General features: G+C 60.8%; 19 protein-coding genes. 11 read left to right on the top strand and 8 right to left on the bottom strand.

Annotation, left to right across the window (positions count from 1 at the left end):
• Positions 1-6 precede the first annotated feature (6 nt).
• Positions 7-2,667, top strand: a complete 2,661-nt coding sequence (gene alaS, locus GGQ66_RS05575) for an alanine--tRNA ligase (protein WP_183790269.1) — start codon at positions 7-9, stop codon at positions 2,665-2,667.
• A 54-nt stretch (positions 2,668-2,721) separates the two neighbouring features.
• Here the strand turns inward: alaS and GGQ66_RS05570 are convergent, their stop codons facing one another.
• From GGQ66_RS05570 to GGQ66_RS05560, 3 genes are all read right to left on the bottom strand, one after another.
• The gene (locus GGQ66_RS05570; protein ID WP_183790267.1) at positions 2,722-4,365 is read right to left on the bottom strand and encodes a SulP family inorganic anion transporter; all 1,644 of its coding nucleotides are present in this window, start codon (positions 4,363-4,365) and stop codon (positions 2,722-2,724) included.
• A gap of 134 nt (positions 4,366-4,499) precedes the next feature.
• The gene (locus GGQ66_RS05565) at positions 4,500-5,123 is read right to left on the bottom strand and encodes a glutathione S-transferase family protein (RefSeq protein WP_183790265.1); all 624 of its coding nucleotides are present in this window, start codon (positions 5,121-5,123) and stop codon (positions 4,500-4,502) included.
• Positions 5,124-5,246: 123 nt separating this feature from the next.
• On the bottom strand, positions 5,247-6,461 hold the full coding sequence (locus tag GGQ66_RS05560; protein ID WP_183790263.1) for an NADP-dependent isocitrate dehydrogenase: 1,215 nt from the start codon (positions 6,459-6,461) through the stop codon (positions 5,247-5,249).
• Between the two features lie 327 nt (positions 6,462-6,788).
• Here GGQ66_RS05560 and GGQ66_RS05555 point away from each other — a divergent pair, with 327 nt between their 5' ends.
• The 6 genes from GGQ66_RS05555 (at position 6,789) to GGQ66_RS05530 (ending at position 12,751) form a co-directional block, all read left to right on the top strand.
• A complete protein-coding gene (locus GGQ66_RS05555; protein WP_210287185.1) occupies positions 6,789-7,334 on the top strand; it encodes a hypothetical protein in 546 nt (181 codons plus the stop codon).
• A gap of 77 nt (positions 7,335-7,411) precedes the next feature.
• A complete protein-coding gene (locus tag GGQ66_RS05550) occupies positions 7,412-8,272 on the top strand; it encodes an RNA methyltransferase (RefSeq protein WP_183790261.1) in 861 nt (286 codons plus the stop codon).
• Positions 8,235-9,056: a glutamate racemase gene (murI, locus tag GGQ66_RS05545; RefSeq protein ID WP_183790260.1), complete on the top strand. Its 822-nt coding sequence runs from the start codon at positions 8,235-8,237 to the stop codon at positions 9,054-9,056. The genes GGQ66_RS05550 and murI overlap by 38 nt, the downstream gene beginning before the upstream one ends.
• A 123-nt stretch (positions 9,057-9,179) precedes the next feature.
• On the top strand, positions 9,180-10,061 hold the full coding sequence (locus tag GGQ66_RS05540; protein WP_183790258.1) for an EamA family transporter: 882 nt from the start codon (positions 9,180-9,182) through the stop codon (positions 10,059-10,061).
• A gap of 145 nt (positions 10,062-10,206) precedes the next feature.
• Complete coding sequence (locus GGQ66_RS05535; RefSeq protein WP_183790256.1) at positions 10,207-11,733, top strand: helicase HerA domain-containing protein; 1,527 nt, start codon at positions 10,207-10,209, stop codon at positions 11,731-11,733.
• A 124-nt stretch (positions 11,734-11,857) separates the two neighbouring features.
• The gene (locus tag GGQ66_RS05530) at positions 11,858-12,751 is read left to right on the top strand and encodes an SHOCT domain-containing protein (RefSeq protein WP_183790363.1); all 894 of its coding nucleotides are present in this window, start codon (positions 11,858-11,860) and stop codon (positions 12,749-12,751) included.
• 23 nt (positions 12,752-12,774) lie between these two features.
• Here the strand turns inward: GGQ66_RS05530 and pepT are convergent, their stop codons facing one another.
• Together pepT and GGQ66_RS05520 are read right to left on the bottom strand one after the other, a co-directional pair.
• On the bottom strand, positions 12,775-14,013 hold the full coding sequence (pepT, locus tag GGQ66_RS05525) for a peptidase T (RefSeq protein WP_183790254.1): 1,239 nt from the start codon (positions 14,011-14,013) through the stop codon (positions 12,775-12,777).
• A gap of 100 nt (positions 14,014-14,113) precedes the next feature.
• Positions 14,114-14,857, bottom strand: a complete 744-nt coding sequence (locus GGQ66_RS05520) for a hypothetical protein (RefSeq protein WP_183790252.1) — start codon at positions 14,855-14,857, stop codon at positions 14,114-14,116.
• 261 nt (positions 14,858-15,118) lie between these two features.
• Here GGQ66_RS05520 and rpsD point away from each other — a divergent pair, with 261 nt between their 5' ends.
• The 4 genes from rpsD to GGQ66_RS05500 all read left to right on the top strand — a co-directional run bounded on the left by rpsD (position 15,119) and on the right by GGQ66_RS05500 (position 18,496).
• Entirely contained in the window at positions 15,119-15,736 is a 618-nt protein-coding gene (gene rpsD, locus GGQ66_RS05515; protein ID WP_183790250.1) for a 30S ribosomal protein S4, read from the top strand.
• An 82-nt stretch (positions 15,737-15,818) separates the two neighbouring features.
• Positions 15,819-16,745: a glutaminase gene (locus GGQ66_RS05510; protein WP_183790242.1), complete on the top strand. Its 927-nt coding sequence runs from the start codon at positions 15,819-15,821 to the stop codon at positions 16,743-16,745.
• Between the two features lie 51 nt (positions 16,746-16,796).
• Entirely contained in the window at positions 16,797-17,669 is an 873-nt protein-coding gene (gene ttcA, locus GGQ66_RS05505; RefSeq protein ID WP_183790240.1) for a tRNA 2-thiocytidine(32) synthetase TtcA, read from the top strand.
• A 2-nt stretch (positions 17,670-17,671) separates the two neighbouring features.
• Positions 17,672-18,496 carry an inositol monophosphatase family protein gene (locus GGQ66_RS05500; protein WP_183790238.1) on the top strand — a complete coding sequence of 275 codons (825 nt, stop codon included), beginning with the start codon at positions 17,672-17,674 and terminating at the stop codon, positions 18,494-18,496.
• A 35-nt stretch (positions 18,497-18,531) separates the two neighbouring features.
• Here the strand turns inward: GGQ66_RS05500 and GGQ66_RS05495 are convergent, their stop codons facing one another.
• From GGQ66_RS05495 to GGQ66_RS05485, 3 genes are all read right to left on the bottom strand, one after another.
• On the bottom strand, positions 18,532-19,737 hold the full coding sequence (locus tag GGQ66_RS05495) for a multidrug effflux MFS transporter (protein WP_183790361.1): 1,206 nt from the start codon (positions 19,735-19,737) through the stop codon (positions 18,532-18,534).
• Between the two features lie 135 nt (positions 19,738-19,872).
• Positions 19,873-20,205, bottom strand: a complete 333-nt coding sequence (gene grxD / locus GGQ66_RS05490) for a Grx4 family monothiol glutaredoxin (RefSeq protein WP_183790236.1) — start codon at positions 20,203-20,205, stop codon at positions 19,873-19,875.
• 156 nt (positions 20,206-20,361) lie between these two features.
• Entirely contained in the window at positions 20,362-20,616 is a 255-nt protein-coding gene (locus GGQ66_RS05485; protein ID WP_183790234.1) for a hypothetical protein, read from the bottom strand.
• Positions 20,617-20,621 lie beyond the last annotated feature (5 nt).

Genomic DNA, 20,621 nt, shown 5'->3' with positions numbered 1-20,621 from the left:
CGTAGCATGAGCGGTGTGAACGAGATCCGGTCGACCTTCCTCGACTATTTCAAGAAGAACGGACACGAGGTCGTGTCCTCCAGTCCTCTGGTGCCGCGCAACGATCCGACGCTCATGTTCACCAACGCGGGCATGGTGCAGTTCAAGAATGTTTTCACCGGGCTTGAGCACCGTCCTTATTCCACGGCGGTTTCGGCGCAGAAATGCGTTCGTGCCGGCGGCAAGCATAACGACCTCGACAATGTCGGCTACACGGCCCGCCATCATACCTTCTTTGAAATGCTCGGCAATTTCTCGTTCGGCGATTATTTCAAGGAACAGGCTATCGAGCTTGCCTGGAACCTGATCACCAAGGAGTTCGGCATAGACGCCAAGCGCCTTCTGGTCACGGTCTACCACACGGACGACGAAGCCTTTGACCTGTGGAAGAAGATCGCCGGTTTCTCCGACGACCGCATCATCCGCATTCCGACCAGCGATAATTTCTGGGCCATGGGTGACACCGGCCCGTGCGGCCCGTGCTCGGAAATTTTCTACGACCACGGCGATCATATCTGGGGCGGCCCTCCCGGTTCACCTGATGAGGATGGCGATCGTTTCATCGAGATCTGGAACCTCGTCTTCATGCAATACGAGCAGGTGACGAAGGAAGAACGGGTCAACCTGCCACGTCCGTCGATCGATACCGGCATGGGGCTCGAGCGTATCGCCGCCCTGCTGCAGGGCAAGCATGACAACTACGACATCGATCTGTTCCGCGCCCTGATCGCGGCTTCAGTCGAGGCGACGGGCGTACCGGCCGAAGGTGAGCGTCGTGCCAGCCACCGTGTCATCGCCGATCATCTGCGCTCTTCCGCCTTCCTGATTGCCGATGGTGTTCTACCGTCGAACGAAGGTCGTGGCTATGTTCTGCGCCGCATCATGCGGCGCGCGATGCGCCATGCCGAGTTGCTCGGTTCGCGCGATCCGCTGCTGTGGAAGCTCCTGCCGACGCTGATCCAGCAGATGGGCCGTGCCTATCCGGAACTGGTGCGAGCCGAAGCCCTGATCACCGAGACGCTGAAGCTCGAGGAAACCCGATTCCGCAAGACGCTGGAGCGCGGCCTTTCGCTCCTGAACGATGCCACGGCCAGCCTTTCCAAGGGCGACAGCCTCGATGGCGAGACCGCGTTCAAGCTTTACGACACCTATGGTTTCCCGCTTGACCTGACACAGGATGCACTGAGGGCCCGCGGCATTGGCGTCGATATTTCCAGCTTCACCGATGCCATGGAGCGTCAGAAGGCCGAGGCGCGCTCGCATTGGGCTGGCTCCGGTGAGAAGGCGACCGAGACCATCTGGTTCGAACTCAAGGAAAAGCTCGGCGCAACGGAATTCCTGGGCTATGACACCGAAACGGCGGAAGGCGTGATCCAGGCGCTTGTGAAGGACGGCGCATCGGTCGATACAGTTTCCGAAGGCGACGAAGTTCAGGTTGTCGTCAATCAGACGCCGTTCTATGGCGAGTCCGGCGGCCAGACGGGCGACACCGGCGTTATCGAAACCGACACGGCTCGCCTTGACGTGACGGACACGCAGAAGAAGGGCGAGGGTCTTTTCGTTCATCGCGCAACGGTCGCCAAGGGCACACTGAAAGTGGGTGAGCCTGTCGCTTTGACGGTGGATCACGGTCGCCGTTTCCGTTTGCGCTCCAATCACTCGGCAACGCACCTCCTGCATGAAGCACTGCGCAGCGTTCTCGGTACCCATGTCGCCCAGAAGGGCTCTCTGGTCGCGCCCGAGCGGCTGCGTTTCGACGTTTCGCATCCGAAGCCGATGACGGCGGAAGAGCTGAAGCAGGTCGAGGAAATGGCAAACGCCATCGTACTCCAGAACGCGCCGGTCACGACGCGCCTGATGAGTGTCGATGATGCGATTGCCGAAGGCGCAATGGCGCTCTTTGGCGAAAAGTATGGTGACGAGGTCCGCGTCGTATCGATGGGCACGACCATCGAGGGCCCGAAGGCCGGCAAGCCCTATTCGATCGAGCTTTGCGGCGGTACGCATGTCCGCGCCACCGGCGAGATTGGCATGATCCGCGTCCTCGGCGAAAGCGCCGTGGGCGCCGGTGTTCGCCGCGTCGAGGCTGTGACCGGCGAAGGCGCGCTGACTTATCTCGCCGAGCAGGACGAGCGCGTCAAAGCGCTGGCCGGTGCGCTCAAGGTACAGCCGAATGATGTTCTCTCGCGCGTCGAGGCGCTGCTGGACGAGCGCAAAAAGCTCGAAAAGGAACTGGCGGAAGCCAAGCGCAAGCTGGCAATGGGCGGCGGCGCGGGCGATTCTGCCAGCGAAGTCCGTGATCTTGGCGGCGTGCGCTTCCTCGGTCGTGTCGTCACCGGCGTTGAACCGCGCGATCTCAAGGGCATGGCCGATGAAGCCAAGGCATCACTCGGCTCGGGCGTGGTTGCGCTGGTCGGTGTCTCTGAAGACGGCAAGGCCAGTGCGGTTGTGGCGGTTACGCCCGACCTGACGGACAAGGCAAGCGCTGTCGATCTCGTGCGTGTTGCTTCGGCCGCTCTCGGTGGCAAGGGTGGCGGCGGTCGTGCGGATATGGCGCAGGCTGGCGGGCCGGATGGCGAGAAGGCAGCCGAGGCCATCGAAGCGGTCGCAGCTTCGATCGCGGGCTGAAGTAGAGACCCAAAAAGCAAAGCCGGTGAGCTCATGTTCGCCGGCTTTTTCGTGTCAGCAGGCCGCCTGGCTGCGCCGGGCGCGGGCCATGCTCTTCGCGGTGTTCACATCCGTTGTGAAGGAAACGCGCGGCTCGTGGATCTCGTGGGTTTCGAGAAGTCTGCGCAACTCGGGCGCGGCACCGGCGATGTAGATTGCAATGCCGCTTCGCTCGGCCTTGTTCACCAGCCCCTCGATGACATTTGCGCCGGTGGAATCCATCAGGGAAATGCCGGAGCAGTCGAGGACGAAGTTCCGGTAGCGCGCTGCTATGCGGTCGAGCACCGAACCGACGGTGGCAGCCGCGCCGAAAAAGAAGGCGCCGTTGATGTGATAGACGACCGTGTCGCGGTCCGTGTTGTCAACCGGCGCTTCCTCATCCTCTGCATCCTCTATATCGACGCGGATGGTTTTGCCCATGCGGTCTATGAAGAGAACGGCACCGAGGGCGAAACCCACGATGATGCCTTCCGTCAGGTCCCGGAAAATCACGAACAGGAAGGTTACGACCAGCACCACGGCCTCGCCGCGGCTACCTTTGAGAAGTGCGGCGATCGCCGGCTTCTCGATCATGTTCCAGGATACGATGGCCAGAACGCCGGCAAGGGCGGCAAGCGGTATGTAGCTGGCAAGCGGTGCTGCAACGAGCATGAACAGCAGCAGGAAGACCGCATGCAACATGCCGGCGACGGGGCTTGTACCACCGGCGCGCACATTGGTGGCGGTGCGGGCAATAGTGCCGGTGACGCATATACCTCCAAAGACGGCCGAGCCCATATTGGCGACCCCTTGGCCGATCAGCTCCATGCTGGAGCGGTGGCGCCGCCCGGTCATGCCGTCGGCCACAACGGCCGACAGCAGGGATTCGATGGCACCGAGCAAGGTGAAGGCGATCGCATCCGGAAAGACGGCGATCAGCTTGTCGAGCGAGAAGGTGGGCAAGGCCGGTGAGGGCAGACTGCCTGGAATGCCGCCGAAGCGGCTCCCGACAGTGGCGACGGGAAGCGACAGGATGGTTGCGAAGACGGAGGCTGCGCAAACAGCGATAAGAAGGCTTGGCCAGTTCGGCCGGTATTGCTTGATGAGCGCGATGATGAGGATGGTGATGAGCGCGATGCCGAAGGAGGGAAGGTTGAAGGTTCCCGCTGCGCCCGCCAGCGCCTCCAGTTTCTCGACCAGCGGCCCCGGCTCCTTGCCCGGTAACGTCAGGCCGAACAGCTCGGAAAGCTGGCTGGCAAAGATGATGACAGCAATACCGGCGGTGAAGCCGACCGTAACCGGGTAGGGGATGAACTTGATGTATTTTCCGAGGCGAAGATAACCGGCGGCGATCAGCAGTACGCCCGAGATGAACACTGCGAGTATCAACCCGTCGATGCCCTGCCGGGCAACGGTGGCCGAGACCAGAACGATGAAGGCGCCCGCCGGTCCGCCGATCTGGTGACGGCTGCCGCCGAACAACGATACGAGAAAGCCACCGACAATGGCCGTATAGAGCCCCCGGTCCGGTCCTACGCCCGAGGCAATCGCAATCGCCATGGAGAGCGGCAGTGCCACGATGGCAACCGTAAGCCCCGCCAGGGCATCGGCTTTCAGGCGACTGGCGTCGTATCCTTCGCGAAAGACGGAAACAAGCTTTGGCAAAAGCACGTCGATCATGCGCATGCCCTTCGTACTGCGGAAGGCGCGGCCTCTCGAGGTCGCGCCCGTTGCTGGAATGAGAAACACTACCCCTTAATGCATAATGAGTCGTGCATTTGGCGCAATGGTTCGATCATTGATATGTCAAAAGGTCACGGCTTCATGGCTTCCGCTGCAGCGTTGTCCAGGTCGGCCGCGCGCAGATAGGCGGGACGGCTCTTGAGGCGATCCCAGTAGGCCAGAAAGGCGGGTTTCTTCTCAAGCGTGCCGAACTGCAAGCCGAACTGGATCTGCCCCCCAACATAGACATCGGCCGCCGTGAAGCGGTCGCCGGCGATATAGGCCGTCGTGCTGACAGCGACTTCAAGAGCATTCATGACATCGTTGAACGTGCCGTAACCCACTGCGCGCGACTTTTCCTCCGGCGGCTCGCAATTGAAGGCCCGGTTCGTGATGGCGGCTTCAAGGGGGCCCGCGGTGAAGAAAAGCCACCGATAATAGGCGGCCCGCTCGGTGTTCATGCGTGGTGCAAGGCCTGCTTCCGAAAAGGTGTCGCCGAGATAGGCGCAGATGGCGGCGGTTTCACTGACCACGGCATTGCCATGAACGAGAACGGGAACCTTGCCCATGGGGTTGAGCGCCAGAAAGGCGGGGCTCTTCATCGGCGCACCCCAAGCCAGCGTCTCCATCCGATAGGGTTGGCCAATTTCTTCAAGCATCCAGCGCGCGATGCGACCGCGCGACATCGGGTTACTGTAGAGCAGCAGTTCCGGCATGATCCTCTCCCAAATGTTCTTTTTATGTTCTAGTTGGGCGCTCACGAACTTGCAAGCGCCCTAACGAAAATCGCCCGCGATTTGCATCGCGGGCGACGGTCATTTTCGATCCGGGATCGAACCTCAGGCGGCCATGGCCTTCTGCAGGTTTTCATCGATCTTGTCGAGGAAGGCGGTCGTGGAGAGCCACGGCTGATCGGGACCGATCAGAAGCGCCAGATCCTTGGTCATGAAGCCGGACTCGACGGTGTCGACGCAGACACGCTCCAGCGTGGTCGCGAACTTGGCGAGTTCGGCGTTGTCGTCCAGCTTGGCGCGGTGGGCGAGGCCACGCGTCCAGGCGAAGATCGAGGCGATCGAGTTGGTCGAGGTTTCCTGACCCTTCTGGTGCTGGCGGTAGTGGCGCGTCACCGTGCCGTGGGCGGCTTCGGCTTCCACCGTGCGGCCATCGGGCGAAAGGAGAACGGAGGTCATCAGGCCGAGCGAACCGAAGCCCTGCGCAACCGTATCGGACTGCACGTCGCCATCGTAGTTCTTGCAGGCCCAGACATAGCCGCCGGACCACTTCAGGGCGGAGGCGACCATGTCGTCGATCAGGCGGTGTTCGTAGACAATGCCGATTTCGTCGAACTGGGCCTTGAACTCGGTCTGGTAGACTTCTTCGAAGATGTCCTTGAAGCGGCCGTCATAGGCCTTCAGGATGGTGTTCTTCGTGGAGAGGTAGACCGGCCACTTGCGCATCAGGCCGTACATCATGGATGCGCGGGCGAATTCGCGGATCGATTCGTCGAGGTTGTACATGGCCATGGCAACGCCAGCGCCCGGAGCCTTGTAGACTTCCTTTTCGATCACAGCGCCGTCTTCACCGACGAACTTGATCGACAGGGTGCCCTTGCCGGGGAACTTGAAGTCGGTTGCCTTGTACTGGTCGCCGAAGGCGTGGCGGCCGACGACGATCGGCTTGGTCCAGCCCGGAACCAGACGCGGAACGTTCTTGCAGATGATCGGTTCGCGGAAGATGACGCCGCCGAGGATGTTGCGGATCGTGCCGTTTGGAGACTTCCACATTTCCTTGAGGTTGAATTCCTTCACGCGGGCTTCGTCCGGCGTGATCGTGGCGCACTTGATGCCGACGCCGTGTTTCTTGATGGCATTGGCGGCATCGACCGTGACCTGGTCGTTCGTGGCATCGCGGTTTTCGACGGAAAGGTCGTAATATTCGATGTCAAGATCGAGATAAGGCAGGATCAGCTTGTCCTTGATGAGCTGCCAGATAATGCGGGTCATTTCGTCGCCGTCGAGATCGACGACCGGATTTGCAACCTTGATCTTTGCCATGAAGTCCTCACCGTAATGAACCGGAACGGAGGTGTTCCGCGCCTTTGAAATAAAGTCCCGTGCGCCTATAGCACCGGGAAATCGTATCGCAAAGCGTTGAACCCTTTTTTGGCCCTCTTTTTGCGAGAATCAGCCATGAAAAAGCGCCTTGAGGTTTCCGATTGCCAAACGCCGATCTGCGGATATTGTGCGCCACGGCGGTCGCTATCTTTCAGATTCGCGCCCTGTTTCAAATCTTTCAGTTCGTGCAAGTCGTGGACGCAAAACCGCCGCACACTTTTGCGCGATATGCTTTAAAGCATCACGCCCTTTAGGAGTCGATTTCCCATGCGCTTGGCCTTTTCTCTCTTCGTGGCCGGTTTCGTCACGCTTGCGGCGCCGGTCGCGGCGCAAAGCCCCGATCCCGTTGCGCCGGTCAAGGAAGTGATGGATGTCACCGTGACCAACTGGTCCGACTCCGTCGATGAATGGAAGGGCATTTTCGAAGGCGATCGCCTGAACCGGCTGTACACCAAGGAACTGGTGGAGCTTTACAAGAAGGCTTCCGAAAAAGCGGCGAAGATCTTCGAAAGCGAAGAGCCTGTCGATCCCTTCGACTATGACGTGGTGACCAATTCGCAGGATGGTTGCCCGCTGCAGGATGTGAAGATCGCGCTGGCCGGCGAGAAGGATGGTGTTTCCGATGTTGCCGTCAGCTTCCGGCTATGGGCCTGCGAAGACAACGCCGACACCAAGAACCTCGTTTCCGAAGTCCATTTCGATGTGGTGCAGGAAGACGGCAAGGCCGTGATTCGTGACATTCACCATGTTGCCGATGGCGAGCGCGATTCCGTGATCGAAGAGCTGAAAGCCATCATCGCGCAGGAAGAGTGAGGCTTTTGCCGCGTCTTGCTTGATTTTTGCGGCTGATCTTGTCAGGGAACGCCGAAGACCAGAAAGAGGCAAGAGGCATGGCAGGAACGAACAGCGAGCTTGAACTTCTCCGCGAGGGGCCGGTCATCGTGCTCGTGGAGCCGCAACTCGGCGAGAATATCGGCATGGTGGCCCGCGCCATGGCCAATTTCGGCCTCGTTGAACTCAGGCTGGTGAACCCGCGTGATGGCTGGCCGAACGAGAAGGCGCGCGCGGCGGCCTCCAAGGCCGATCATGTGATCGACGCGACGAAAGTGTTCGATACGCTGGAAGAGGCGATCGCAGACCTGAACTTCGTCTATGCCACCACGGCGCGGTTGCGTGACGGCTTCAAGCGTGTGGCCTCGCCCGTCGAGGCGACGACCGCTTTGCGTGCCCGCTTCAAGGCTGGCGAAGCGACGGGCATCCTCTTCGGTCGCGAGCGCTGGGGTCTTTCCAATGAGGAAGTGGCACTGGCGGACGAGATCGTCACTTTCCCGGTCAATCCGGCCTTTGCCTCGCTCAACATCGCCCAGGCGGTGCTTTTGATGTCCTATGAGTGGATGAAATCCGGCATGGAGGATGTAACGGCCACGCTGTTTCAGGCGCCGGACCAGACCCCCGCCACCAAGGAACAGCTTTTCGGCATGGTCGAGCAGTTGGAAGAGGCGCTCGATTCGCGCGGTTATTTTCGCCCCGCCGGAAAAAAGCCGAAAATGATGGACAACCTCCGGGCTGTTCTGTCCCGGCCCGCCTTCAGCGAGCAGGAAATCAGCGTGCTGCGCGGGGTGATTTCCTCTCTGGACCGGTTTTCCCGCAAGAATCCGCGCGGCACAAGGGCGCCTTCCGTTCCGGCGGCGTTTTCCACCGAGGATGGCGAACATGACGGCGGCGACGTCTCCCGCAACGAACAGGACTGACCTGAAGCCCGTTCTGGTCTTCGATTCCGGTATTGGCGGCCTTACGGTGCTGCGCGAGGCGCGCGTCCTGATGCCAGAGCGCGGTTTCATTTACGTAGCGGACGATGCCGGCTTCCCTTACGGAGGCTGGGAGGAGGGGGCGCTTCAGGAGCGAATCATCGCGCTCTTTGCCCGGCTTTTGGCGGAGCAAGCACCCGAGCTTTGCATCATCGCCTGCAACACCGCCTTCACGCTGGCGGGTGCAGCACTCCGGGAAGCTTTTCCGGACATGACCTTCGTCGGCACGGTTCCGGCCATCAAGCCGGCCGCGGAACGCACCCGCTCCGGCCTCGTTTCGGTTCTCGCCACGCCCGGCACGGTGAAGCGCGCCTATACCCGCGATCTCATCCAGTCCTTTGCCAGCCAGTGCCATGTGCGGCTTGTCGGTTCGGAAAACCTGGCCCGCATGGCGGAAGCCTATATTCGCGGTGAGCCGGTTTCGGAGGAAGCGGTGAAGGCGGAAATTCTGCCCTGCTTCATCGAGAAGGACGGGCGACGCACGGATATCGTCGTGCTGGCCTGCACGCATTATCCCTTCATGGCCAATCTCTTCCGCAAATATGCGCCCTGGCCGGTGGACTGGCTCGACCCGGCCGAGGCGATTGCCCGGCAGGCCCGGCGTCTCGTGCCTTTCGTCCGCGATGCGCTCCAGCACCCCGAGGATCAGGACTTCGCGATCTTCACGTCCGGCAATCCCGATTTCGCCACGCGTCGGTTGATGCAGGGCTTCGGCTTGAGGGCGTAACGACGTCATCAGTGTCGCGATATATCGATATATCAATATTTTTCATGGCGGCAGAAACAGGATTCGCTGTTTGTCGCGTGCAAGGGAGATTACTTTCGACCTCTGTCCGTCGCGGAGAATGAAATGAGTCTGCCCCATATCCTGCTTGCCCTCGTCAATGTCGTGCTGTGGGGCTTCAATTTCGTCGTTATCAAGCTAGGCGTCAGCGATGTGCCGCCGCTGTTTCTGTCATCGATGCGTTACGTTTTTTCGTCGCTGCCGTTCATTCTGTTCTTTCGCAAGCCGGACGTCCCATGGAAGACGATCATCCTCTTCGGCATGACGATCGGTTTCGGCCAGTTTGCCCTGCTGTTTCCCGCGCTCAAACTGGGCTTGCCGGCGGGGCTTGCTTCGCTTGTTCTGCAGGTGCAGGCGTTCTTCACCATGGTTCTCGCGGCGGTTCTTCTCGGAGAAAAGGCGGGGCCGGCCCGCATTTTCGGCGCTGCCGTTGCCTTCGGTGGACTGGGTGTCATCGCCGTTGACCGCATGCACGCCGCAACTGCCTTTGTGCCTCTGTTGATGTGCGTTGGCGCCGCGCTGTCATGGGCAGCGGCCAACATCGTCAACAGAGGTGTCAGCAAGGTCGATCCTATCGCCTTCATCGTCTGGACAAGCCTCGTGCCCATCGTGCCGTTGTTTGCCCTGTCGTGGATCGTGGAGGGGCCGGAAGCGATCTGGGCCGCCGCGTCATCGCCATCGCCCGCAGCCATCGGCTCCATCGCCTATCTGGTGTTCGGTGCGACGTTGATCGGCGCCAGCATATGGAGCTTCCTGATGGCGCGTTACCCGGCAGCGGTAGTCGCCCCGTTCTCGCTTCTCGTTCCGGTCGTTGGCATGGCAAGCGCGGCCATCGTGTTCCATGAGCGCGTGTCGGGCGTGGAGACCATTGGAGCGGCCTTGATTGCCCTTGGACTGGTTCTCAATGTTTTCGGCGGGCGCATCATGACGGCGCTTCGGGTGAAATGATCTGTGAATTCCCGTGAAGCGTGGGTGAGGGATGGCGATTTCCTGATAAAACCCCGCTTTACCGTTGCCTGTAGCCTATAATCCTTCAGCGAAGCGATTCCCGCTTCGGGCGTATTCGGTGACTTTCACGGGGAGTGATACGGAATTGCAGGTCGGAATCGACATGGGAACGGTCTCGGGCGGCCAGCAGGCACGTCTCGATATCGAGGAGCTTCTGGCAACCCGCCTTCTCGTTCAGGGCAATTCCGGCTCGGGCAAGTCGCATCTCCTGCGCCGTCTGCTGGAGCAATCGGCCGAGTGGGTGCAGCAGGTCATCATCGATCCTGAAGGCGACTTCGTCACACTGGCCGATAAATACGGCCATCTCGTCGTGGATGGCGAGCGCACGGAGGCTGAACTGGTTGGCATCGCCAACCGCATCCGCCAGCACCGCGTGTCCTGCGTTCTGACGCTGGAAGGTCTGGAGGTCGAGGATCAGATGCGCGCTGCCGCCTCGTTCCTCAATGGCCTGTTCGATGCCGACCGCGAATACTGGTTCCCGGTTCTGGTTGTAGTGGATGAAGCGCAGATGTTTGCGCCGGCCGCTGCCGGCGACGTATCCGACGATGCCCGCAAGGTGTCGCTTTCCGCCATGACCAACCTGATGTGCCGAGGCAGAAAGCGCGGTCTGGCGGGCGTCATCGCTACCCAGCGGCTGGCGAAGCTCGCCAAGAATGTTGCGGCTGAAGCCTCGAACTTCCTCATGGGGCGCACCTTTCTCGATATCGACATGGCCCGTGCTGCCGATCTGCTTGGTCTCGACCGGCGGCAGGCGGAAATGTTCCGCGATCTGAAGCGCGGCAATTTCGTCGCGCTCGGTCCGGCGCTGTCGCGTCGCCCGTTGCCGATCGCCATCGGCCCGGTGGAAACCTCGGCGCGCTCTTCGAGCCCCAAGCTGATGCCTCTGCCGGAAAGCCGCGAGGATGTGGAAGACCTGATTTTCACGCCCGATCCGGAAGAATTCACCCGCCCGCTGACACCGCGCCGCCTCACACCCGCGCCGCGCCCGACCGTCGATATTCTTGCCGAACTCTCCCGCGCTACGCCGGTGGCGACAGCGCCGCAGGCTGAAACTGCCCGCTCGTCCGGCCAGCCGGAGCTTTCACCGGAGGAGCGTGAAGCGCGCCTTTCCACGGTGCTCTCCGAAATCATCGACGACCCGCAAGCGGCGTTCCGCACGGATTCTGTTCTGTACCAGGACTTTCTGGTGCGCGCCCGCATGCGTCGTCTGCCGGGACCACCCCTGTCGCTTTCCGAGTTCCGTCGTCGGGTGGCGATTACGCGCTCGGGCGTGGATGAGGAGACGGCGGCCAGCGAAGGCTGGCAGACGGCGCTCGATCTTTCCCGCCGCGTGTCCGATGATCTGCAGGGCGTTTTCCTGCTGCTGGCCAAGGCGGCGCTGCGCAAGGAGCCCTGTCCGTCCGACGCCCGCATTGCCCGCGCCTATGGCACCCATTCCGCCCGCCGCGCCCGCCGCCTGATCGGCTACTTCGAGGAGCAGGGGCTGGCGGTTGCCCATACCGATTTCACGGGCAAGCGCATTGTCGCCTTCCCGGATCTCGATGCCGAGACCGCGCCGGGCAATGCCGACGGGCCGGACGAGGAAGCCGTGGCCACCGACGCGGCGGAGTGAAGCGTCGTAATCATGCTGCATCTGCGGCCTATCATGGGGTAGGTGTCCATGCTAAGGCGTGGGCAACCGTTTCGCTCCGGCCTTGGCCGGAACGCCGCCGGGCCCCAACAGAAGGACGCGCATGATGCAGCAACTGAGTGAAGAGGGCCGCCAGCGCCTGAGCGAGATCGCCAACCGCCACGGCGTCAGTTTCGGCGCTGTTGAACATCTGCTGATGGCCGTCATGGCCGGGCAGGGCAATCAGGCCCAGTTCAACCATCCCGATCTCGGCGGCATGGGTCAATGGTCGCTTGGTGGTATGACCATGGTCGGAGACATGTTCAACAACAGCCTGAAGGCGCGCGTCGATGCGCTCTGCACCGAGCTTTCCAACCTGGTGCGCTCCACCAGCGGGCTCATGCAGGCCTCAAGTTCGTTCCAGTCGCAATCGCAGGGCGGTGGTTATGGCAGCCAGCAAAGCTGGAACAACGGTGGCGGCACCAGCCTGTTCGTGCCGGGCTCCCTGTCCTCGGGCAACTGGTGGCCGCAGGATCTCGGCTTCCCGGCTTCCACGGGCGCGCAGAACAATCTGCGCTACGCCTTCTTCCCCGCCACGCGCCGCCTCGCCATTGATCTCGGCGGCAGCGTTACGGTCTATGACACCGGCGATCACAGCATCGGCGGCTTTTCGCAGCAGCAGGGCGGCGACCAGAGCCTGACGTTTACTTCCCAATATGGTCTGGTGCGCGTTGCCGACCTGCCGATCATTTCCGGCGTCAACGCGGCAACGCCGCCGGTACAGGCCGCCCCGGCCTACGAGCCTCCGGTCACAGCCTATGTGCCGGAACCCGTGTTTGTTCCCGCTCCCGCGCCGTTCGTTGAAGCGTCGGTTCAGGCTCCGGTCGTTGCCGCAGCGCCGGCCATCTCCGCGGATGATGTCTTCGAGAAGATCGAACGCATCGCCGCCCTTCATGCCAAGGGCATTCTGACGGATGACGAATTCCAGACGAAAAAAGCCGAGCTTCTCGCCCGGCTTTGATCCGCGTGCGGTGACGGTGGGCTTCAGCCCGCCGTCCTCTCTTCCCAGACCTTCACCAGCTCGATGATCGTCTTCACCGACATCTCCATGTCCTGTACGCTCACCCATTCCAGTGGCGAGTGATAAGCGTGGCCGCCGGTGTAAATGTTCGGGCAGGGCAGCCCCATGAAGGACAGGCGCGAGCCATCCGTGCCGCCGCGAATGCTGTGGCGTTCGGGCGTGAGGCCGACCCGGCGGACGGCTTCGACGAGGTTGTCCACCACGTCAGGATACTGATCGAGCACCACCTTCATGTTGCGATATTGTTCCTTCACGGTAAAGGTGAGGGAAGAGCGCGGATAAAGCGCGATGACCTCGTCGGCAATACCCTTCAGAAGCGCCTCCTTTGCCTTCAGGCCCTCCTCCGTGAAGTCGCGGATGATGAAGGTGAGTTTCGCGCTTTCCATGGCGCCGGTCACGCCGACGGGATGGATAAAACCGGCCTTGCCCTCGGTCGTCTCCGGTGAAAGCTCTTTCGGTAGCCGGCTAATGATATCGCCGGCAATCTTGATGGCATTCTCCATCCGGTCCTTCGCATAGCCCGGATGCATGGCCACGCCGGTGATGTCGATCACCACGCCATCGGCCGAAAAGGTCTCGTCCTCGATCTCGCCAATCCGACCGCCGTCCATCGTGTAGCCGAAAGCCGCGCCGAGCTTCTTCAGGTCCACCTTGTCGGCGCCGCGGCCGATTTCCTCGTCGGTGGTGAAGAGGATCTTGATCGCGCCATGCCTGATCGAGGGGTCGGCGAGAATTGCGGCCGCAGCCGTCATGATCTCGGCGATGCCCGCCTTGTCGTCGGCACCCAGCAGCGTCGTGCCGTCTGTTGTAACGATATCGTGGCCGATCTGGTCGTTAAGGTCGGGGTGCTCGGTGACGCGGATCACACGCGACGGATCGCCGACAAGCTGGATGTCGCCGCCCTGATAGTTCCTGACGAGTTGCGGCCTGACATTGGTGCCGGTAAAATCCGGAGCCGTATCCATATGCGAGCAGAAGCAGATCACCGGGACCGGCTTGTCGACATTGGCCGGGATCGTGGCATAGACGTTGCCATGCTCGTCGAGATGCGCGTCGGTCAGGCCAAGCGCCAGCAACTCCTTTTCCAGAACCCGCCCGAGATCCTTCTGCTTTTCGGTGGAAGGCTGGGCGGAAGACGAGGCGTCCGACTGGGTGTCGATGACGACATAGCGAAGCAGGCGGTCGAGAACGGTGTCGGTCATGGCTTTATCCGATTCACTTGCAGGAAGAGCAAGCTATACCGTGGCCGACATTGGACGGGAATGGGAGGAGGCGCTCATTTCATGTTCGCATCGCCATGTGTCACTTGATTTCCTGGTGGACTGGGAAGTCGTAGGAGGAGTAATAGCTCCCGTTGACGAACACATCTTTTTCTGCGTCGACCTGGCTCTTGAGGGCTTTGGCGTCACTGTAGGGCAGGAAGTCATTCTCTCCGCCGACAACGACAGGATAGTTATCGTTGCCCGGACGTTTCTCGCCCACATAAATGTCGATGTCCGGAACCTCGCTTTTCATCTTCTCCGCTGCGGCAATTGCAGCATCAATTGTAGTGTAGGAACCCACCACCACCCGATAACGCGGCTCGGGCGCGACGCCGAAAATATAGCCCAGTCCGTTCGTTTGTGTGGTGGTGCCGGCCGAAGGGTCGTCGGCATAGGCATTCGAGATGAACAGGCCCGCCGAGGTCTGGTTAAGCTTTTCGGTCAGGTCCACCACTGGGCCGTTCGCAAGCCATGGGGTAAGCACTGCCGGCGCCGAGACGCCGATGGCGAACAGTTTGAGTTTGACCGTTTCATCCACAACCGCAGCCACGATGGCGCCTAGGATGATCAGGATCGGCGCATGTACCAGAAGTAAAACCTTGATCGCTCCGGCCTCTTCCGGAAGCCCGCTGTCAAGAAAGGCTGCGATCACCTTCTGGTCGAAGCCGAGAAGCTTTGATGCAACGGCTGCAAAGCCTCCCAATGCACCGATGACTATCCGGGAGGGCAGGGTAAGTGCTTTGGCAGAGTGCGGAGCGGGCGTTGCGTCGACGATCGGAGCCATGTTCCACCTATTGTTGTTTCGGTGAATTATGCAACCAATTAGTGTTTCGTCAAGTAATTTCTCGCGTTGACAAGGTGCTTTCGATCTACTATTCACCGCGCCAACGCCGGACGGAAACGCCCGGTGTTTCACTGACATGTCCCGTGGCTTCTCCGTTCGCTTTTCGTGAGAAACCTGTCAGAGCCCGATAGGGTTCAGAGGAGGGCGTGTTTCCTTGCCGGTATGGAAACGTGCCGGCCCACTTTTATTTGAGGAAATACGATGAGCAAGCGTTCTTCGTCCAAGTACAAAATTGACCGCCGCATGGGCGAAAACATCTGGGGCCGTCCGAAGTCCCCGGTGAACCGTCGCGAATACGGCCCGGGCCAGCACGGTCAGCGCCGCAAGGGCAAGCTGTCCGACTTCGGTGTTCAGCTCCGCGCCAAGCAGAAGCTCAAGGGCTACTACGGCGACCTGCGTGAAAAGCAGTTCCGCGCCACCTATGAAGAGGCCAACCGCCGCAAGGGCGACACCTCCGAAAACCTGATCGGCCTGCTCGAGTCGCGTCTGGACGCGATCGTCTACCGCGCCAAGTTCGTCCCGACGGTCTTCGCTGCCCGTCAGTTCGTGAACCACGGCCACGTCACGGTCAACGGCGTCCGCGTCAACATCGGTTCCTACCGTTGCAAGGCCGGCGACGTGATCGAAGTTCGCCAGAAGTCCAAGCAGCTCGTGACCGTTCTCGAATCGGTTGCTCTCGCTGAACGTGACGTTCCGGACTACATCGAAGTCGACCACAACAAGATGGTTGCAACCTTCGTTCGCGTTCCGACCCTGTCTGACGTGCCCTATGCCGTCGTCATGGAACCGCACCTGGTCGTCGAATTCTATTCGCGCTAATCCCTCGGGATTTGGTTTCGAAAGCCGCCCTTCGGGGCGGCTTTTTTGTTATGGAGAACAGGGTCAAAGAACGAGTCGCACAATGGATATGCAGGCAATTGTCGATCAGGTTTACTCCGAGCTGACGCCGCGCATCGGTGAAGGCAAGGTGGCGGATTACATTCCCGAGCTTGCCAAGGTGCCGCCGAACCAGCTCGGCATTGCAGTGGCCACGGTCAGCGGCGAGCTTTATGTCGCCGGTGATGCAGCGACGCCTTTCTCCATCCAGAGTATTTCCAAGGTTTTCATGCTGACGCTGGCGCTCGGCAAGGTGGGCGAGGGTATATGGAAGCGTGTGGGCCGCGAGCCCTCCGGCTCTGCCTTCAACTCGATTGTCCAGCTCGAGCATGAGAGCGGCATTCCGCGCAACCCCTTCATCAACGCCGGAGCGATTGCGGTGGCGGATGTGGTTCTGGCAGGTCATCAACCGAAGGAAGCTATTGGCGAGCTGCTGCGCTTCATTCGCTATGTTGCCGACGACGAGACGATCTCCATCGACAATACGGTTGCCAAATCCGAGACGGCGACGGGCTATCGTAATTTCGCGCTCGCCAATTTCATGCGCGCTTTTGGTAATCTCGATCATCCGGTGGAACAGGTTCTCGGCGTCTATTTCCACCAGTGCGCGCTGTCTATGACCTGCCAGCAATTGGCCCGTGCAGGGCTTTACCTCGCCAATCGCGGCGTCAATCCGCTGACGGGCCATTCCGTGGTTTCGCCGAAACGGGCGCGGCGCATCAATGCACTGATGCTCACCTGCGGCCACTATGATGGCTCCGGCGACTTTGCCTATCATGTCGGCCTGCCGGGCAAGAGCGGTGTCGGCGGCGGCATCATGGCGATTGCACCCGGCGATGCGGCGATTGCCGTGTGGTCACCGGGGCTGAACAAGGTCGGCAATTCCGCACTCGGCTCGGCAGCCCTCGAACTGATCGCCCAGAAAACCGGCTGGTCCGTCTTCGGCTCTTGATATTGCCGGGCCGGAAGGGCATTGCGTAACGGAAAGCAGGAGGCAACGCTTTTGAACGTTCTGACCGAACCGGACGACCTGACGCCCGAAGCGGATGACGGTGCGCCCGTCCATCCGCTCTTTGCCGATGCGCCGCGTTCCGTGTCCTTCAACAAGCTGCGCAAGCGTCTGCTTCGGCAGGTGCGGCAGGCCATGGAGGATTTCTCCATGCTGAAGGGCCAGAAACGCTGGCTGGTCGCGCTTTCCGGTGGCAAGGACAGTTACGGTCTTCTCGCCCTGTTGCTCGATCTCAAATGGCGCGGCCTGTTGCCGGTCGATCTCATCGCCTGCAATCTCGATCAGGGTCAGCCGAATTTTCCGAAGCACATCCTGCCGGAATACCTGACGTCCATCGGTGTGTCCCACCGGATCGAGTATCGCGATACCTATTCCATCGTGAAGGAGAAGATGCCGGAGGGCGCGACCTATTGCTCGCTCTGTTCGCGGCTTCGGCGCGGCAATCTCTACCGCATTGCCCGTGAAGAAGGGTGTGATGCGCTCGTGCTCGGCCATCATCGCGAGGACATCCTCGAAACCTTCTTCATGAACCTTTTCCATGGTGGCCGACTGGCGGCGATGCCGGCGAAACTGATGAACGATGAAGGCGATCTGACCGTACTCAGGCCACTGGCCTATGCGGCGGAGGACGATCTCGCGAAATTTGCGGAAGCGATGCGCTTTCCGATCATTCCCTGCGACCTCTGTGGCTCGCAGGACGGGCTGCAACGCAATGCGATGAAGGACATGCTGGCGGAGATGGAACGACGCATGCCGGGCCGCAAGGAGCGCATGCTGCGCGCCCTTGGCCATGTGAACCCCTCGCATCTGCTCGATCCCGCGCTGTTCGATTTCTCCGGAATTTCCACCACACCGAAGGACGAATGACCATGGCCGCCAGCATCGACGTCGAAGCCCTTGCCAACCTCTTGCGCGATGCCGCCAAGGCGGAGATCCTGCCGCGCTTCCGCAGGCTGGGCGATGGTGACATTCGCGCCAAGTCCGAGGCCAGCGATCTGGTGACGGATGCGGATGAAGCTGCCGAGCGCATGATCAAGGCTGAGGTCTCGCGCCTCGCGCCGGGTAGCCTTTTTGTCGGAGAGGAGTCGGTCGCCGCTGATCCCGCGCTGCTGGCGCGTCTGGCTGATGTGGAGAAGGCCGTTGTGGTCGACCCCATCGACGGCACCTATAACTTTGCGTCCGGTATCGGTGCGTTCGGCGTCATGGCCGCCGTCGTAGAAAATGGTGAAACCGTTGCCGCCATCATCCACGATCCGCTGGGCGACGACTGGCTGATCGCGGAAAAGGGGGCCGGGGCCGTTCTCAAACGTCCGGACGGGTCTTCCCAGCGCCTGAAGGTGGCCGACCCCGTGCCGCTCGCCCAGATGATCGGCATGGCCTCCACCGGCTTTCTGCCAGCCGATGTAAAGCCGGAGATCCTGAGCAATCTCGCCAAGGTGCGCTATGCCATGAGTTACCGTTGCGCGGCGGTCGAATACCGCGCCTTCGTCGGCGGCTTCGCGCATTATCTGATGTATAACAAGCTGATGCCTTGGGATCATCTGCCCGGCGTGCTGATTGCCCAGGAGGCCGGTGCCTATGCCTCTCGCTTCGATGGTTCCGCCTACCGCCCGCATCACACAGCCGGTGGCCTGCTTGTAACGCCTGATCGCGAAAGTTGGGAAATCTTGCGGCGGGAAGTCTTCACCATCTGAGGAAAAAGGGGGCGCTTCAAGCGCCCCTTTTTCGTTCAGTGCCGCTGGTTGTGCGGCTGGAAGAGCTTTCCCTTTTCCGCAATCATCACGAAGACGAAGCCGATCAGTGAGACGACGAAGAAACCGGCGATCAGCGGCAGCGCCGTACCATCGAAGGCTTGCCCGATCAGCGCGCCGATGGATGCCCCGCCAACCGTGCTGAGGAAGCCGAGAACGGAGGAGGCCGTGCCCGCCACATGGCCAAGCGGCTCCATGGCCAGCGAGTTGAAGTTCGCGCCAATCCAGCCGAACATGAACATCGAAATCGCGAAGAGACAGATGAACAACGGGAACGGCATGGGGCGAGGTCCCAGAATCTCGATCATCAACCAGACGAAGTTGATGGCCAGGAACGCCACGAGCGCGCCGTGTGACAGCCGCCGCATGCCGACGCGCCCCACCATGCGCGCGTTGACGAAGGAGGAAAACGACATGAACAGCGCCACGCTGCCGAAGGCGATCGGCATCAGTTTTCCGAGGTCGTAGACCTGCGTATAGATCTGCTGTGCCGAGTTGATAAAGCCGAACAGCGCCCCGAAGATGAAGGTGCTGGCCAGCGTGTAGTTCAGCGCGATGCGATCCGTCAGAACGATCTTGAAGCCGGTCGCGATGGACCGGATGGTGAACGGCCTGACATCGGACGGAGACAGCGTTTCGGGAAGGCGCAGATGGGTCCAGGCTGCGATGCCAAGACCGGCAACAGCCATGAAGACGAAGATCGTATGCCAGTCGGCAAACAGAAGAATCGTCTGGCCGATGCCCGGCGCGATGACCGGCACGATCATGAACACCATCATGATCAGCGACATGGCTTCGGCCATCTGCCGCCCGCCATAGATGTCGCGCACGATGGAAACGGTAACGACGCGCATCGAGGCCGCGCCCAGGCCCTGGATGAAGCGGAGCACGAGCAGGGCGGTGAACGAGGGAATGAACGCCCCGAAGATCGCGGCGATAATGTAGATCGAAAGGCCGGCAAGCAGCGGAATGCGGCGGCCGAACCGGTCGGCTAGCGGCCCATAGACGAGTTGCGCCAACCCGAAGCCGATGAGGTAGGCGGAAACGATATACTGGCGATGGTTCTCGTTTTCCACGCCAAGCGTGGCGCCGATCTGTTGCAGGCCGGGGAGCATGATGTCGATGGCGAGCGCATTCAGCGCCATCAGCATCGCGATCATCGCGATGAATTCGGCCCTGCCCATGCGGCCGAGTCGGGAAACGTTTTCGGGAGAATGGTTCACGGAAATAATCTCTTAAAGACGAGAAGGCGTTGCTGTGACGCAACGCCTCTCAAAAGCAAAAAATATGGACGGGCGCCGAAAAGGCGCACTGTCTTCTCAGGCCGCGCGAACAGCGATGCCCTGTTCCTCGAACTGGGTCTGAAGCTCGCCGTTCTGGAACATTTCGCGCACGATATCGCAACCGCCGATGAACTCGCCCTTGATGTAGAGCTGCGGAATGGTCGGCCAGTTGGAATAGTCCTTGATGCCCTGGCGGATGTCGCCATCTGCCAGCACGTTGATGCCCTTGTAGGGAACGCCGAGATAGTCGAGGATCTGGACGACCTGGCCGGAGAAGCCACACTGCGGAAACTGCGGCGTGCCCTTCATGAACAGGACAACGTCGTTGGTCTTGATCTCGTTGGCGATGAAGTCGAGAATAGCGGTCATGGGAAACACTCTCTGCCTTTGCGGTTTCAAGGCCCGCACGGGTTAAAACAAGCGCGACTGCAGATTTACGGCTACAAGCTGTCTGCAGTCACCTGTGTCCGATAATTAGCACTGAATTCGGCAATTACCAGATGTCAGCTTTGGCGCGGAGCGAATTTAGCGGCTGCGTTGCTTGGAGCGCGCGGTGGCGCTGCGCCGGCGGCTCACCTGCTTGCGGGCCGGTTTGCGAACCGTTTTCTTTTCCGGCTTGCCGAGCGCCGCATCGATGATCGAACCGAGAAGGTCGCCGCTGGCGGCCTTCCGGGTGCGACGCTTGGTGCGCTTCGTGGTCGTTGAACGCGTCTTCTTCAGAATTTCGGAGACGGCGCTCTTGACGACGCCGGATACCAGATCCTCGATCACACCAGCCATTCGCT

The organism is Allorhizobium borbori, from assembly GCF_014196535.1.
In the GTDB taxonomy this organism is placed as follows: domain Bacteria; phylum Pseudomonadota; class Alphaproteobacteria; order Rhizobiales; family Rhizobiaceae; genus Ectorhizobium; species Ectorhizobium borbori.
This window is presented reverse-complemented; position numbering and strand designations above follow the sequence as displayed.